Consider the following 15,521-nt stretch of genomic DNA (forward strand, 5'->3'; position numbering starts at 1 on the left):
GTTACTCTTTGGCTAGACGGGCGCTCATACCAATTCAGAAGGCTTGGGATAAGCAGCAGCAATTCGTTGCAGATGCCTCTCACGAGTTGAGAAGTCCGCCCTCGGTCGTCCGAGGGCAAACACAAATATTGTTACGCCATCCCGATCATACGATCGAGGAAGAAAGTGCTCCAATTTCAGCCATTCTGAAAGAAACCAAAAGAATGAGCAACATGGTAGACGGCCTACTTCTTCTGGCAAGAGGCGATTCACATGAGGAAGTTATCTCATGCAAACCTGTGCGAATTGACGAGATCATTAAAGAGATCGCCAAAAAAATGGAGCCAATAATGGATTACAAGCAGTTGCGGGTACAGCTTCGTGTCGAAGGCTCGGAATTGCTCATGAATGGAGATGAAAATCGTCTCATACAGTTGTTCATGATTTTGTTGGACAATGCCATTAAATATACGCAGGCGGATGGGCAAATCGATCTTGAGTGTCTTAGGCAGGGGAAATCAGTTCTTGTAACCGTCAAGGATAACGGAGTGGGTATTTCGGAACATGAATTACCACTCGTATTTAATCGCTTTTATAAGGGAGATTCCTCTAGAAGTAGAGGGGATCACTGAGCAGGTCTAGGGCTATCGATCGCACGTTGGATCGTCAATCAACATCAAGGTACAGTCCACATTAGCAGCGGGGTAGGGTGCGGTACGACAGTTATGATTCGTTTTCCGCTGATTAGTTAAAAAATAATAGTACTCTTCAAAAGAGGCTTACAATTGTTGTCGGGACTTTTGGGGATATCTATAGAACGCAGCAAAGATCGCAAGGCTCTAATTAATGATGTGGTTATTGCTCGGAACTCGGAAGAGGAAGTCATAAATAGATCAAATAATATAAACTTCTAGATTGTGAGACAATCCTGTCGAGGGACAAGAACATGATCCCATTGAAGTCGCTATTATAGCGGCTTTTTTTGTTTTATCGGTACAAGTTCTTGTCCCAAGCCAAGGACAAGAACTTGTACCGATTACCGGAATGGACAAGAATATAGTCCGATTGCATATTAGATGTATATCTAAGTAGATTGTGAGTCTCTATTGAGTGGCTACCACGCTAAAGGTTGGATTATGACAGAAAGTGCGGAGAACCGCATCACAGATAGAGGTGAGTTCTCTGAAGCAAAAGTCGCTCTAAAAATACGGTGATAATCAATAAACCCTGATGGTTCTTCATTTCTACAAAGAACGTAAATAAACGAATACGAGGGAGTCTCATATTGGGAGATCTCTCGTATTCGTCTTTTTAATCGGCATACTTGTTTATAATCGTATGAGCAGCCTCATCCGCTATTTGAAAAGCCTGCTCTCGTGAAATACTGAAATCAAGCAGCAACATTTTTGGCCATAGCACCTGCCCGGAAATGAGACTCATAAATTCGTTGGCCGTTTTTGATGCATGCGGCAGATTTATATTACCCAATTGAACTTCATCTACTAAATATTGCGTCAATTTCTGATGCACGGCGCCTTCGCCCAGTTCATAATGAAAAAGACTGAGCTCGGGGAACTGCTTGGCTTCTGCAATGACGACCCGGAATAAAGGAGCCATTCCATCACGAGTCAGCACGCATGCGTAGTCTCGTCCGAACTTTATTAATCCTTGCAGGGGAGAGCCGAGCTCCGGTGGAAAGTCCCATTCGGGATCAAGCTCCCAAAAATGCTTGACGATGGTTTCAAAAATCAATTCCTTCGTCGGGAAATGATTGAAAAGTGTACCTGTAGAGAGACCAGCAAGTTTTGCAATCTGAGCTAAAGTAGTCCGCGCATACCCTTTTTCAAAAAACAGTTCTTGTGCAGCGGCAATCGCGCACGCCCTTTTTTCTTCCTTTATACGTTCATGGTAAGTTGATTTAGTTCCCATAATTCCACTCCAAAGTTGGATTTAAGTCTTATCAGAGGGATAGCACCCTCTTCACTACTATACAACAGTTGATCGTGTTCTAAAAGAAAAAGCTGCCTAAGCACCCTCGGAGGGCTTAAGCAGCAATAGGGCTAACCTATTAGAGAATCGTTTGAGCGCCATCCAGAACCAAGTCAACGCCAATGGTGAAGCGTGACTCATCCGAAGCCAGATAAACAACAGCTTTGGCAATCTCTTCGGCAGTACCCATGCGTCCAGCCGGAATCCCGTCACGAATGCGGTTAATAACCATCTCACGAATTTCGTCAGACACGCCTAGCTTGTTCTTATCGTAAAGCGGGGTATCAATCGGTCCAGGACTCACAGTATTGAAGCGAATTCCGTGAGACGATAATAAGTCGGAATTCCAGGCTTTGGTCAGAGTGGAAATGGCGCCTTTAGTAGCCGCATAAGCATTGGAATGTGCATATCCAGCATGAGAACTGCTCGATCCCATTAAAACGATAGAGGATGGGTTCGCCATCACTGGAGTTAATGCCTGCATTAAGAAAAATGGAGCTTTTACGTTGATGGCAAACAAGCGGTCAAAGGCTTCTTCATCGATTTGCTCGAATGGACGCCAGTCAGATACGCCTGCGTTTAAAAAGGCAATATCCAGTTTACCAAAATGTTGTTCAACTCGATCAGCCAGTTGACGTTGAGCATTGAGGTCTCGGGAATCTGCCTGAAGCACAAGGACTTGATTTCCAAGTTCCTTTTGCGTTTTTTCTACATTTGCCGGAGTTACTCCGGTGACAATCAATTCAGCACCTTCAGCCAGAAATTGTTTGGCTGTCTCCAAGCCAATTCCGCTGGTGCCACCCGTAATAAGTGCTCGTTTACCATTAAGTCTAGTCATGTTAAAACCTCCATCGCAAGATACTTACAAGGACAAATATAAGCGAACAATAATGTAAAGTCAAGTAACTCAACTTTATATATTTTTTCTTATGTGATAAGATCATTTTGAGCACAAGAGACTGTGAATACAGAATTAAAGAAGTTTTTTATTCGTTTAGAGAAAGTGAAAGATGGACACTGACAAATGAGGGAGGAGTAGTCCTGATGGGACATCAGCTAAATAGGTTCAATGTCTGAAGATCGTTATCAAGTAGGAGAAGCCGGGAGGGCTTCCACTGTCTAAATTAGATACAAATAATCGTACAGAAGAGTATTTGTATCTATAGGAAATTGACTCCCATTTGCGATTGAAGTCACGAAAACCAATCGTTTTGTTTCAGAGAATAGAAGAAGGTTGATATGGTTTTGAACTCTTATGCAACTCTTTTTGGCAATGTTGGGCTATATCATGACTATTAATGTCTCTATGGAAGGTGAGTATACATTGAAAACAATGGTTATTATCGGTGCAGGACCAGGTCTGGGATTCTCGCTGGCCAAGACTTTAGGAAAAAACGGTTTCCGTATCGCCCTAGTTTCAAGAACACAGGAGAAATTGGACAAATATGCAGAACAGCTTGGTGAGATGGGAATTGAAGCTCAGGGTTTTGCTGCCGATATCACTAACAAAATGCAACTTATGAGAGCTTTTCAAGAAATTAAGAATACGTTCGGTACAATCGATGTCTTGGAGTTTAGCCCGCATAGTGGAAATGTTACTACAACATCTGTTCTGGAAACGACTGATGAGAGCGCACTTCAATTTTTTAACAATGTTGTCATCGGAGCTATTAATACAGCTAGACAAGTCTTTCCAGAAATGATTGAACGGGGTGAAGGAGCACTTCTTTTCACAAGCGATCTTTCCGCAATGAGTCCAAGCTCGATGTTTGGAAATTCGGGTATCGCCATGTCTGGACTCCGAAACTATATTCTTAGTTTACACGAGCGTTTGCTTCCTCTTGGAGTATTTGTGGGCCATTTATCCATTAGTCCTTTAATCAAACAGGGTACAAGTTTTGATCCTGATCAAGTGGCTGAGGCTTGGTACAATCTGTATGATAAAAGAACAGAGGTAGAGGATACTTTTCCTAAAGGAATCATGCAATTTATCAAAAAATAAATAATTGCTAAGGTCTTTAAAAGCGATACTTTGAATTTTGTAACCCCGGCCAAAGCGACTTTATCAAAAGCGTGCCATTCACAGCTTTCCCTATTTAGTGGATCAAAAAAGCGTTAATCTCCTTCTCCTTGCTCGTTTTCCATGATAGTTGCCTGCTTTGGGTATACGGCAAATGAATATGAAATTCCCCCGAGGCACTGAATATAGGGTGCTTGCCGAAATTCGCATCCGTACGGACTTGACGTTCAGATATAGCTTATAGTCGATAGATTGAATTTCAAACGCTTCTAACGTATACTCCGAATACGCCGTAGTAAATACAATTCGCGCTTGAGGCATGATCGTCCGAATTTTTCTTGCCGCCGAGGTCCCCCTCAAACCTAGCATCTGAATATCCCAAAAAACGGTGCCAGCAGGCGTTGTCCGGAGAGGCTCAATCGCTTGAATCCGATCCATATACCGCCCAACTACCATCAGATCCCCGATCTTCACCTGTTGTATTTTAATGATTTGGATAAGAAATATCCGAAAATCATCAAAGAGCTCGAAGATTAAAAAAAACAAGCTGACGTATAAGTAATGAAATCATCCCATAATAGACAGGAAGTAATTTGTCTATTATACGGAACATCTTATGAGTGACATGAGGAAAGACTATAATAAACCGCCAAAAGGTTGAATATAAAATGTAGTACGAGAAATGATGTCGGACGACAATAACAACAGAAGTCGCATAGTTGGTCATACACACCCAATCAAGAAGACAAACTTAAAAAGTCCCTTTTAAACAGCAACCGTTTCTCGGTATTAAAGCGGGGGAACGGTTGCTTAATTTTCTTAGAGATCTATTCTGGTTATAAAAAGAAACCAAGGATAGCCTTGATCTGAAGGAGAAAATGGGAATTTCATACAGGAGAATTCAAAGGTATCAGGACAGCAAATCTTGATGCCTTTTTGTTTTATATACAGGTCAAAAATGAAGTTAGCGAGTCAAATTATATAGGTAACTAATAAAACAGAAGCGTGCTCACTCAATCTACGACATGTAATTTTCGTATTACGCAGCTCGTCAGCTAAAAGCACTGGATGTTCTGACGCATTGCATATAACTGGAGCTGCACTCCAACGTTTTACTAGTTAGAGTGCAGCTCCATGAAAATGAGTGTTTTCAATTACTCTACGATAGGAAGATCTGCGGTATTCATCGGAACTGGTTCAGTACATGCTGGTTTTCCCGCCATAGCTTCCGATTCAAACGACTTGAGAGACCGAACAACTCAAGCGTAAAGTGGAAATGGGGGCCTTTGCGTCAGCATTTTCTATATTAACGCTGGTACTGATCTCATGGAATGCACGAAAGGAGAAGGTCCAGGAGACTGAACGAATCTCCAAATTGTCCGCACGGTATTATCGGCTTGCTCTGGACAAAGGTGAGACTATATTGCATTGGATAAGGAAGTGGAGCTTCTTCATCATTACCTGAATATCGAATGCTCCCGCTTCGTGATTCAACTAGATTATGACATCCAAATTAAGGTTCTACAGGTGATTATCGAGTCATCCCCAACATACTTCAGGTACCGGAGCACAGTATTCAATGAAAAAGCAATTTGTATTTAATCCGAATTGCTTTTTTACTGCGAGAAAGGGGAGGGATCTTATAAAAATAACAGAACGAAAATCGAGCTATATCTAAGGAACCCTTAGCATCGCAGGATTATATTGGTCATCCATTTAAAATCAGAGAACTTAAAGCTACAAAAGTCAGTTGATAAATATGTAAAAAGATTAAGTTTTTAAAACCCGTTAATTTTTCATCTTTTGAAAATTAACGGGTTTTTATTTATAATAAAGAAGCGTTTTTAGTATGAAGGGAAGAACACCGTAAATCGTCAATGGGTACAAGTTCTTGTCCTCAGACAAATCCATATAGAACTATGTATAATCTAAGTAGAACGCATCTTAGTGACATATGTACAAAATACGGGTTTTGTGAGGAAGTAGTTTATTAAATTATTGGAAGCAACCAATTAGTTCCATAATATTACTAATTAGCTATCCATAACTGATATCTTGGCAATGTTCAAAACTGTTCAAAATAACTGCCCTTTCCTAAGCAATTGATTCTTATTTAGTAATCGTATTATCTAAAACGAGTATTAAGCTTTAAAGCTCATCAAGTCACGCATTATTGTTTGCATTAGATTACATAACTCTCAATTATATAAAAAGTTATTTATTACCATTATTTAACTTTTAGAATCATCCTCATACATGTTCATCTTTAAACCTTCAATTTCAAAGTAACTCTTCAGCTAACCTTAATTGTCTCTCACGTTCTTTAGTAGCTGCCTCTGCAACTGAAGAATGATCTGATATGTAATTCACCAGTTTTACTGCATAGTCACTGCAAACCATAGCGTGTCCTCGCATATGTCCAGTTGCAATGGCTTGTGCAAAAGAACGGGCAGCATACTTACTAGCCTCGGTTGTGGACTCTTTGGCCAATTCATTGACTATGAATCCAACTTTTCTTAAATCAAAGGCTCTAATCTCACCAGTTATACGCTTTTCTAGCGTTTCTATACCTAAATCAATCCGAGGGTCATTTACAAGCTGTTGGTCCAGATGATCCAGGTGCTCAGCTGCTACTTTCAAAGCCCATTTGGCCAGAAACTTCTGTGGCAGCTTTTCAAGCATGACTTCAAGTCGATTTCTTAATTCATGGTTATCTATAATCTTTATCTTTGGAGTACTGTAAGTAAATCCTTTAGTTTCTCTTATTTGCTGCTCATGTTTATTCCACGCGTATTCCTCAATCTCCAAACACACCACTCCCCCATTACAACACGGCACTGTTTAACTGCTTCAGGTCTTCTTTTATAAAAAGAGTGTACCATACTGAAAAAATGTAAATTATCCATATTCTACGCGAATAGTCGCCTTTATTACTCCGATGCTGGGCAAACATCTCTTCGATGATATTCATATTGAATATTTCTTCAATGCCACTATAGCGTATTTGTTCAAACATTATATCTGAAATTGGAGTTTTGAGCCAATCACGAATGGGCACGGGAAATCCTAGTTTCGGGCGATTCACAATAGCTTCCGGAACGATTCCTTCCATAGCTTTACGCAAAGCAAGTTTTGTTGTTTTTTGGCCAATCCGATTGGACACAGGTATTTTACTAGCCGTTTCAAAAACATCTTTATCTAAAAACGGTACTCTTAATTCTAATGAATGTGCCATGGACAGCTTATCTGCTTTTGATAAAATGTCTCCAGGTAACCAAAAATTCAGATCAATAAACTGCATTCTTGTCGTAGGGTCTAGGTGAGCTGTCTTATCATAAAAAGGCTTAACGATATCCGCGGGATGTAAAAAGCTATTCTGAGCGTGTACCGATTCGTGGAGCAAGTTCATTTTACCGCTTTTGTTAAAGATATTAGCATTTCCGAAAAAACGCTCTTCTAAAGGTGTCAGACCCCGAAGTAAATAATTTTTGCCATAAAAATGATAGGGATATACAGATAATGATTTTCGTAACGAATCCTTTATGAAGTTAGGCATCCAGGTTATCGGTCTTAATGCATTTGGCTCTCTATAGATTCTGTACCCTCCGAATAATTCGTCAGCGCCTTCCCCTGATAGGACCACCGTGACATGTTCTTTTGCAAGCTGGTTTAGATGATAGAGTGCAATAGCGGAAGGGTCTGCAACAGGCTCATCTAGATGCCAGACCGTTTTCGGGATACTTTCAAAAAAATCTCTTTGCGATAAAATGTGAAAATAATGATCTGTCCCCAGTTTGGCTGCCGTTTGATTTGCAATGATTGTTTCATTGTTCAGCCCTTCAAATCCAATCGAAAAGGTTTTTGTTGATTCTTCTGCTCTCATCATTGCAGCTATTGCGGTGGAGTCAATTCCACTGGATAAAAAACATCCTCTATCCACATCACTTTGTAAATGAAGATTTACAGACTCTTTCAATTTCCACTGAATTTCTTCGGCATAGTCTGCTAAAGATCGTTCTACCGGTTGAAAATGGGGTTCCCAATATTTCTCGATCTTCATTTCACCATCCGAGTTAACAAATAATCGCTCCGCAGGTCCTAATTTATGAATGTGTTCAAACATCGTATCAGGATGCGGGACATACTGAAAAGTTAAGTAGCTGAATAAACTTTGATATTGAAGCTTTCTGGGTACCCCTTGCACTGCAAGTATGCTTTTAATTTCCGAAGCAAATAAAAGATTATTTTCGTCTTTATAATAATAAAAAGGTTTGATTCCGAAATGATCTCTAGCAGCAAAAAGAGATTGTTCCCTAAGATCCCAAATCGCAAAACTAAACATTCCACGTAAATGATGGACACAGTCCTTGCCGTATTCCTCAAATAAATGCACAATGACTTCTGTATCTGATTGCGTCTGAAAGTGATGTCCTTTTAGCTTTAACTGATCTCGTAGTGTTTTATAATTATAGATTTCACCATTAAAAACAATCCAAAGGGTACGATCTTCATTCGTCATCGGTTGATTACCATCACGTAAATCAATTACAGACAATCTGCGAAAACCAAGTCCAATGTGAGAATCGAGCCATACTCCCTCATGATTGGGACCTCGGTGATTCATAACCCCTGTCATTTGTTTTAAGGTTTCTTCCTGTGGTGGCTGTCCATTATATTTTAATATTCCTGCTATTCCGCACATACTATGGTAGTCCTTCCTATAATAAAGATTAGGATATAGAGTGCCCATAATTGCTTTGATAAATTTATCATTTTTTTCTAAAGGATTCACTTATTTGAAAATACAAAAAAAGAAAAGCCTGTATTACCAGGCTTTTCTCATTCATTCTTACTTTATCTCTCCCATAAAGCTTCTAAAGTTCTCGACGATATCTTTGGATCGGGTATGGTGCAAATAATGCTCCCCATCAAGCAACATCAATTTCCCGTGTAAGGAGTCTTTAATCTGTTCTTTATGCAGGGATTCCCAGCCTGGAACATCCGTATTTTCTTTCACTAGGAAGAAAATAACAGGAAGATCTTTTGGGAAATTTAATGTTTCCGTGGCTTTGAAATTACTTTTAAAATGCTCTGCTTCGCTGATGATATTTGGATTCATCATGTTTTTAAGTGAAATCATTCTATTTTGTTCTTTAGTTTCCTCATCATCACTTGGTGTAACGATTTGGGCTGGATTGAGCTTTACCAGCAATCTCATAAATCCTGAGTTTTTAAGCAGCTTATAGGTTACTGATGGAAATTCTTCATCGTTGCCCCCTTGTGTGGGTACGCTGCTGTCGATGCCTACGAATGCACTAACTTCGTTTTCGTATTTGTTCACATAGTCCAGTCCGTAAATTCCCGCTATAGAATGTCCCATCAGAATATAACGATCTATCTTTAATTCTTGTAAAGCTTCATGAAGCTCACTCACGATATTGTCGACCGTTCGTTCTTTTGTGGTGACATCGCTTAGTCCATAACCAAACGGCTCAACTACTACAACTTTATAGAAAGGAGTCAGTTCATCTACAAGTGGTTTGAAATCAATTACGGGTGATGCGGTTCCAAACCCTGGGAGTAACACGACTGTTTCCTTGCCTTGCCCTTGTATGGTAACATTCATCTTTTTCCCGTCGACAGGTACAAGCTGACCATAGGGTTCTATTTTTCCTTTCTCCACTTTATTGCTGATCACATTGACTGTAAAAACGATCACCAGAAAAAGTGCTAGGAGTATGACTATAGCGACTATTACTTTAAGTAAAATTAATAAAGTTTTTTTCATACTTTCATTTCCTTCCTTGATGTTTCTTTTAGTTTCTCCAACTTCTGCACCCCTTCATGTTATCCCTTATCTTTTGTCTATTTCATTCTAACAATCCCGTCTTAGATCCTGTGTAACGCAAGTTTAATTGATTCTTAACTTTCACCAGCTCCTAGTGATAACGACTTAAGCTTCTGTTAAGATTTATATAACAAAAAACACCTTTAGATATCCGTCGATTAACCATAGGCTAATCTAACGTTATCTAAAGGTGTAGTTTCCACTTATTTAGTTCATTGATTATTTACGCGCTGCACGAAGCTTCTCAGGGGTTACATCGTTTCCATCCGGATCTAAAATTGTCACGCCAGAAAGACTGTTACGAACTTGTCCACGAATTTCACGCAGATAGTCTTCACGCAATGCGATCTGTTCAACCCATTCGCCTTGTGTCAAGCCTACTTCACGTTCTTTCTTAGCTAATTCATTGATGCGAGTCAAACTTGTAATCATCTATGTTCCTCTTTTCTTAGTTTTAATTAGCTTACTAACGGTTATGGCGATTAGTTTCAGATTCAAGCTAAATTATCGGCCATTTGTTTCATAAGTCTTCTTAATAATAAACGCTCTTCAGGTATAATTCCGGCTAGTAATTTATCCAGCTGTTTGTTCCAGATCTGTTCCACAGGTTCGCAGAGATTACGTCCGGCTGGGGTTAGATACACTCGGCTAACTCTGCCATCTTCAGGATCTCTTTTTCGAACAACAAACCCATGATTTTCAAGAGATTTTACCATATTTGTTATGGTTGGAGGCTCACAATTCAAGCGTTCACTTAGCTGTATCTGTGTCATTCCATCTGTTCTCCATAACCGGCATAATAACTGTTCTTGACCCACATGAAGATTAAGTTCTCTAAGCAGCTCTGCATAATCTCTACGCATTTCCGCTGATATTCTATCCAGTAGTTCCCTTATCTCATCTTCTATCACAGATATTTCCTCCGTACTGCCTTACAAATTACTTAGCAAGCTAATAATATCACGATTTATTAAAAATTTCAAATAAATGTCCGTAACATTCATCCTGTTTGCTGACCAAACCATTAAAAAAGGAGTAAAACCACAAGATCACATAGATCTCGGTTTTACTCCTGCTCAGTCGACACTTGACTTCGTTCTCAATTATTTTGTGGAAGCCGCACTTCAAACATCGTCCGCACTACACTGCTTTGTGCAGAAACTGTTCCAGCATGTTGTTCCACAATGTTTTTAGTGATAAATAAGCCCAGTCCCGTACTCCCTGTGGGATGCGTTCGCGCTCGATCCCCGGTGTAGAACATATCAAAAATACGCGGCAGCTCTTCCGGATCAATACAATCTCCATAGTTAATGATCTCAATAACGACTTCATTTTCCTCTAAATAACCATGAATATCAATAAATTGACCGTCGCTTCCATATCGCGCTGCGTTGGTGAGGAGATTCTCAAATACACGTGCCAGCAGCTCACCGTCACCCTCTATCTTCAGAGGTTGGGTTACATCCAAGCGGGAAGTGAGACCATTTTTCTCAAAAACGGGATATAACTCTTCATTTAACTGCAAAAGAAGCTCACTCAGGTCGATCGAGGTTTTTTCAAGCGTAAGCTTACCATAGTTCATTCTTGTGATTTCAAATAGCTCATCAATTAATTTTTCCAAACGTTGAGATTTAGTATAAGCGATCGTTGTATAATGTCTGGTCTGTTCTGGCGTTAATTCATTGTCCTTAAGGATAAAATCCAAATAACCTATAACGGAGGTAAGTGGTGTACGCAGATCATGTGCCAGATTTAATACAAGTTGATCTTTACTGCTCTCCGCAAAGTCGCCCCGCTCAATAGCTTCCTGAAGATGGTCAATAGCCAGATTGATATCATGGCCAATAAGGCCGAATTCATCTTTAGATGGGATATCTACCCGCTCCGAGAAATCACCCGACGCCAGCTGATGGATCCCTTTCGAGATTTCCTTGAAATAATTTGCATATGGTTTAGTAAATATAAAAAAGAATAAGATGGCCAAAGGAATGAAGATAATCAAAAACGCATTAACATCACCGATATCCCGCATCAAGTAGCGAACTTTAGTCAATGGATTTTCTAATAAGACCTCTGATCGATAATATCTCTGCAGAATTTTATAGATTGAAAAGGTAATTCCACCGGATACAAGCATACTGGCCATCAGCAGCATAATCATTTTTGTGCGAAAGCTATAGATCATTTTAGGCATTGGTTGTATACCCTTCCCCTACTATTTATCTTTGTAGTGACAATGGTATATGAATTCATTCAAAATCTCAAATCCTTCGAATCAAAGATCTTTCCGCACAAAAATCCGCAGAGAAATGATATATGAACAGCTAAGCAAGAATACATAAGCCAGCCCTAGGATTATAAAGGGAATGACTGTACCTTTCACTCCAAAACTCAGCCATCTGTTCACATCAGGTATCCACTGGATCAAAAAGCTAAACACGTTCGGTCCAAACATTACAATCATCATAAAAACAAGATTAACCACTTGCGCTCCCTTTGCCCCTAACCAGTAATGAATCGGTAAATAAAGCATCGCAAGGAGAGGGAATATGGATAACGTAATACCAACCTCTTGCCAAAAATGAGGGGTTACGGCTTTACCTGTTACAATAATCAGGAGATAGGTAAAGGACGTGGCTGCCAGCCCAACAAGCGCATACGGGAGGATCGAAAAATATTTGGCACGGACAAGCTCTTGTCTCCTTACAGGGAGATTAACGAGAAACCGTTGTGTCATCTGCTGAGTATCCATTGAGCAGGAGCTTATCAATAACAGCATGGGTGGCATTACCGTAAATAAACTGAAGCTATGATAGTTCGAGTAAGCTATAAAAATAAAAAAGGGGATTAGCAGCATCAGAAATTTACGCAGAAGAATGAAGTCTTTTTGAATTAAAAAAAATGATTTATACACTTTACGTCCTCCTTAGCTTATAACTCTTCCTTGCTAAACAATCGTAGTGAAATCCTATAAGAGCAGTACAATATGGAGAGATAAACAATCCCTATCAAACCAATCGACAACAGATGATCCTGCAGCTTTATGTCGGTAATTGTTAAGAAAAAGGATGAATTTGAGAGTGAAGATCCAGTGTTCAGGGTGGTAATCGTTATTACTACATTAAAAAGGATATTGAAGTAATAGTTTTTGGAACCAAGCCAATAATGAATCGGCAGATAAATAGACGCAGCCAAAGGAATCATAAGTAACGTTAAAGATACCCCTATCCAATAAAACGGGCTAATGGAATATCCAAATGAAAAGGAAATTAGTAACAAAGCTAAAGAGCAAACCAAACCGATGAAACAATAAGGAATAAGTGATAAGTATTTAGCCAAGATAATCTCTTGCCGTCTTACTGGTAACCCTATCACAAACTTTGTGTTGTTATTCTGTGCATCCATAGAACAGGAGTATACGAGCAACAGTAAAGATTGAAAAGTAGCAAACATGCTGGAGTTATCCAGTTGAACATATGCGATGAACAAGATACTCAAGAGAAATATAGGGATAAAATTCCGCAGGAGAATAAAGTCTTTTCGAATCAGCAACAAGAGATTAAACATACAAAGCGTTTCCCTTTACCGTAAAATACATGATTTCTTCCAGAGTAGGTGTTTCGCATATGGCATGACCTCTAAAGAAGTGTTCCCCCTCAGAGCGATTGTTCAGAAGACCCTCGAAACCAACTTCCGTCTCTCTAAGCCCGATGAACCATTTTCGTACATCCGGATCAAGCAACTCTTTATTGCCTTTTACCAGCATGTATTTGTTGGCTAGAGATTCTTTCATTTCATTAAATACTAGGTGCCCTTCGTTCACAAAAACAATATAGTCCGCGATCCGGTCCAAATCAGTCGTATTATGCGTTGAAAAAAGAATAGACTTCTTCTCATCCTGGATATGCTCACTAAGCAAATCAAGCAACTCTCTTCGGAATATAGGATCAAGTCCTGCAGTAGGTTCATCCATAATGAGCAGATCTGCACCATGTGATAAGGCAATGGCGAGCGAATACTTCATTTTCATTCCTTTGGAGAGCTCCTTAATCTTTTTCCGCGGGGAAAGCTTGAACATCTCTATGTATTTCCTATACGTTTCTTGATCCCAACGACTATAAAAAGGAGCAATAATCTTACTCATCTGATCGATGGTTAATTGATCGTAAAAGTAATTTTCATCGGAGACATAGCCAATCCGATCCTTATTCTCTGCTTCATGGATAGACATCTCCTGGTCAAAAATCTTGACGCTGCCATGATCAGGAAACACCATCCCCATCATCATTTTTATTAATGTTGTTTTCCCTGCCCCATTCGGTCCAATTAGCCCCGTGATATACCCTTCTTTAATACCGAACGTAAGTTCGCATAGGCTAAAATGGCCATATTTTTTAGATATTTGGTCCAATTGAATGACTTCTTTCATTCTGTCTCCTCCTCATAAAGCAATTTCAACATCTCACTAAACTCAGCAAAATTAATCCCCAGCATTTTACTCTCGTCGATAATCTCCTTCATTTTGTTCTCCATAATCCGTAGCCGTTGTTCCCGAATAAACTCCTGATCTGCACCAGAAACAAAGGAACCTTTCCCCACAATTGAATTGATAAGCCCTTCTCTCTCCAGTTCTTCATAGGCTCGTTTCGTTGTAATTACGCTAATCTGCAGCTCTTTGGCTAATAGCCGGATAGAAGGTAATGGGGTGCCAGACACTAACTCTCCTTGCAGAATCATCTGGCGGATCTGGCTGACAATCTGTGCATAGATGGGTTCACCGGAAGTGTTGGATATCAATATGTTCATGGAATCGTGCCCTCACTCCTAGTTTATGTGTTATCAATGTATATATGTAATATATACACTATACCCATTGTTGTCAATTAACTTTCTAGTATCGGCGAAAAAGCTGATTCCTAGGATCTAAGAACCAGCTTACACAGTTATCAGATATTTTCTCTATCACAATAATCCCGCACTTTTTAAAAAACGGCTAACAATATCTATCTGATAGCGAATCCGTAGCTCACGATCAAGGCTCCAGCAGGTTTCCACAGTAAATGCTTTAGCCCCTAATATACGGGTAACGGCTGCCCTTGAGGAGCCGGGGCGCTCCCGTAAACGGATATTAAAATGATAAGCGGTTTTGGGAATCGTTCGATTAATGCCTTTGATGACACGTTTTGCTGTACCTGTTCCTCGGCTTCCCGGAGTGACGATGATCGACTGGCCAAGTCGCTTCGGATTTTTTTGTGACAACCCATTTGCTTCATGAAGATCCAGAAACCAGGTGGGACGATATCTTAGTACTAGCTGTAGCAAAGCTGAAGCTAATGGATGTTTTGCCGCTGTTTTGCTAGAACGTGGAAAGGTGCGGTTTAAATCGGGTACACCTCTGATCCGTTTGCGGTAAGCTTTTTGATTCATTAGAGGTACTACAATGATCGTGCCCCGGTGTATATACAACCTTCTCTGGTTAAAACGTTCTACAATGATCTGTGCGGCACGAATACTTCCTGTCTCATTCCCATGTATCCCCGACACCACCATAAAGACAGGACCAGGAAGCTCACCTCTAATCACATAATAAGGAGTAGCATAAGCTGTGGACGATGCTAAGGTATAGCTTTCAACGATCATAAAGGATCACCTCCACATTTAGATAATCCATATATGTGTATTCCG

14 protein-coding genes and 1 pseudogene are annotated in these 15,521 nt (G+C 39.9%); 2 read left to right on the forward strand and 13 right to left on the reverse strand.

The genetic code is table 11. The features are described from left to right. The first annotated feature begins 8 nt into the window (after positions 1-8). Positions 9-731, forward strand: a pseudogene (locus MKY14_RS07020) (sensor histidine kinase). Between the two features lie 559 nt (positions 732-1,290). Here the strand turns inward: MKY14_RS07020 and MKY14_RS07025 are convergent. Both MKY14_RS07025 and MKY14_RS07030 read right to left on the reverse strand, forming a co-directional pair. Beyond that, positions 1,291-1,908, reverse strand: coding sequence for a TetR/AcrR family transcriptional regulator (locus MKY14_RS07025; protein ID WP_076302995.1), 618 nt, complete (start codon positions 1,906-1,908; stop codon positions 1,291-1,293). A 139-nt stretch (positions 1,909-2,047) separates the two neighbouring features. Continuing rightward, entirely contained in the window at positions 2,048-2,806 is a 759-nt protein-coding gene (locus MKY14_RS07030) for an SDR family oxidoreductase (RefSeq protein ID WP_076302996.1), read from the reverse strand. 495 nt (positions 2,807-3,301) lie between these two features. Here MKY14_RS07030 and MKY14_RS07035 point away from each other — a divergent pair, with 495 nt between their 5' ends. Further along, positions 3,302-3,970 carry an SDR family NAD(P)-dependent oxidoreductase gene (locus MKY14_RS07035; protein ID WP_340977027.1) on the forward strand — a complete coding sequence of 223 codons (669 nt, stop codon included), beginning with the start codon at positions 3,302-3,304 and terminating at the stop codon, positions 3,968-3,970. 2,298 nt (positions 3,971-6,268) lie between these two features. Here the strand turns inward: MKY14_RS07035 and MKY14_RS07040 are convergent. From MKY14_RS07040 to MKY14_RS07085, 11 genes are all read right to left on the reverse strand, one after another. Next, complete coding sequence (locus MKY14_RS07040; RefSeq protein ID WP_340976094.1) at positions 6,269-6,796, reverse strand: putative immunity protein; 528 nt, start codon at positions 6,794-6,796, stop codon at positions 6,269-6,271. A 16-nt stretch (positions 6,797-6,812) separates the two neighbouring features. Next, positions 6,813-8,690: an asparagine synthase (glutamine-hydrolyzing) gene (gene asnB, locus MKY14_RS07045; protein WP_340976097.1), complete on the reverse strand. Its 1,878-nt coding sequence runs from the start codon at positions 8,688-8,690 to the stop codon at positions 6,813-6,815. 147 nt (positions 8,691-8,837) lie between these two features. Further along, positions 8,838-9,776 carry an alpha/beta fold hydrolase gene (locus tag MKY14_RS07050; RefSeq protein ID WP_340976100.1) on the reverse strand — a complete coding sequence of 313 codons (939 nt, stop codon included), beginning with the start codon at positions 9,774-9,776 and terminating at the stop codon, positions 8,838-8,840. Positions 9,777-10,055: 279 nt separating this feature from the next. After that, complete coding sequence (locus MKY14_RS07055) at positions 10,056-10,268, reverse strand: DUF896 domain-containing protein (RefSeq protein ID WP_036676956.1); 213 nt, start codon at positions 10,266-10,268, stop codon at positions 10,056-10,058. Between the two features lie 62 nt (positions 10,269-10,330). Then, positions 10,331-10,747 carry a MarR family winged helix-turn-helix transcriptional regulator gene (locus tag MKY14_RS07060; RefSeq protein WP_254848917.1) on the reverse strand — a complete coding sequence of 139 codons (417 nt, stop codon included), beginning with the start codon at positions 10,745-10,747 and terminating at the stop codon, positions 10,331-10,333. A gap of 188 nt (positions 10,748-10,935) precedes the next feature. After that, the gene (locus tag MKY14_RS07065) at positions 10,936-12,030 is read right to left on the reverse strand and encodes a HAMP domain-containing sensor histidine kinase (RefSeq protein WP_036676951.1); all 1,095 of its coding nucleotides are present in this window, start codon (positions 12,028-12,030) and stop codon (positions 10,936-10,938) included. An 81-nt stretch (positions 12,031-12,111) separates the two neighbouring features. After that, positions 12,112-12,750: an ABC-2 transporter permease gene (locus tag MKY14_RS07070; protein ID WP_076184854.1), complete on the reverse strand. Its 639-nt coding sequence runs from the start codon at positions 12,748-12,750 to the stop codon at positions 12,112-12,114. Positions 12,751-12,767: 17 nt separating this feature from the next. Next, positions 12,768-13,403 carry an ABC-2 transporter permease gene (locus MKY14_RS30785; RefSeq protein WP_076280407.1) on the reverse strand — a complete coding sequence of 212 codons (636 nt, stop codon included), beginning with the start codon at positions 13,401-13,403 and terminating at the stop codon, positions 12,768-12,770. Next, the gene (locus tag MKY14_RS07075; protein WP_340976101.1) at positions 13,396-14,265 is read right to left on the reverse strand and encodes an ABC transporter ATP-binding protein; all 870 of its coding nucleotides are present in this window, start codon (positions 14,263-14,265) and stop codon (positions 13,396-13,398) included. The genes MKY14_RS30785 and MKY14_RS07075 overlap by 8 nt, the downstream gene beginning before the upstream one ends. Continuing rightward, a complete protein-coding gene (locus MKY14_RS07080) occupies positions 14,262-14,642 on the reverse strand; it encodes a GntR family transcriptional regulator (RefSeq protein WP_076126630.1) in 381 nt (126 codons plus the stop codon). The genes MKY14_RS07075 and MKY14_RS07080 overlap by 4 nt, the downstream gene beginning before the upstream one ends. A 156-nt stretch (positions 14,643-14,798) precedes the next feature. Beyond that, a complete protein-coding gene (locus MKY14_RS07085) occupies positions 14,799-15,476 on the reverse strand; it encodes a M99 family carboxypeptidase catalytic domain-containing protein (protein ID WP_076280406.1) in 678 nt (225 codons plus the stop codon). Positions 15,477-15,521: the final 45 nt, after the last annotated feature.

Source organism: Paenibacillus sp. FSL R5-0887, assembly GCF_038002305.1.
Lineage (GTDB): Bacteria > Bacillota > Bacilli > Paenibacillales > Paenibacillaceae > Paenibacillus_AQ > Paenibacillus_AQ odorifer.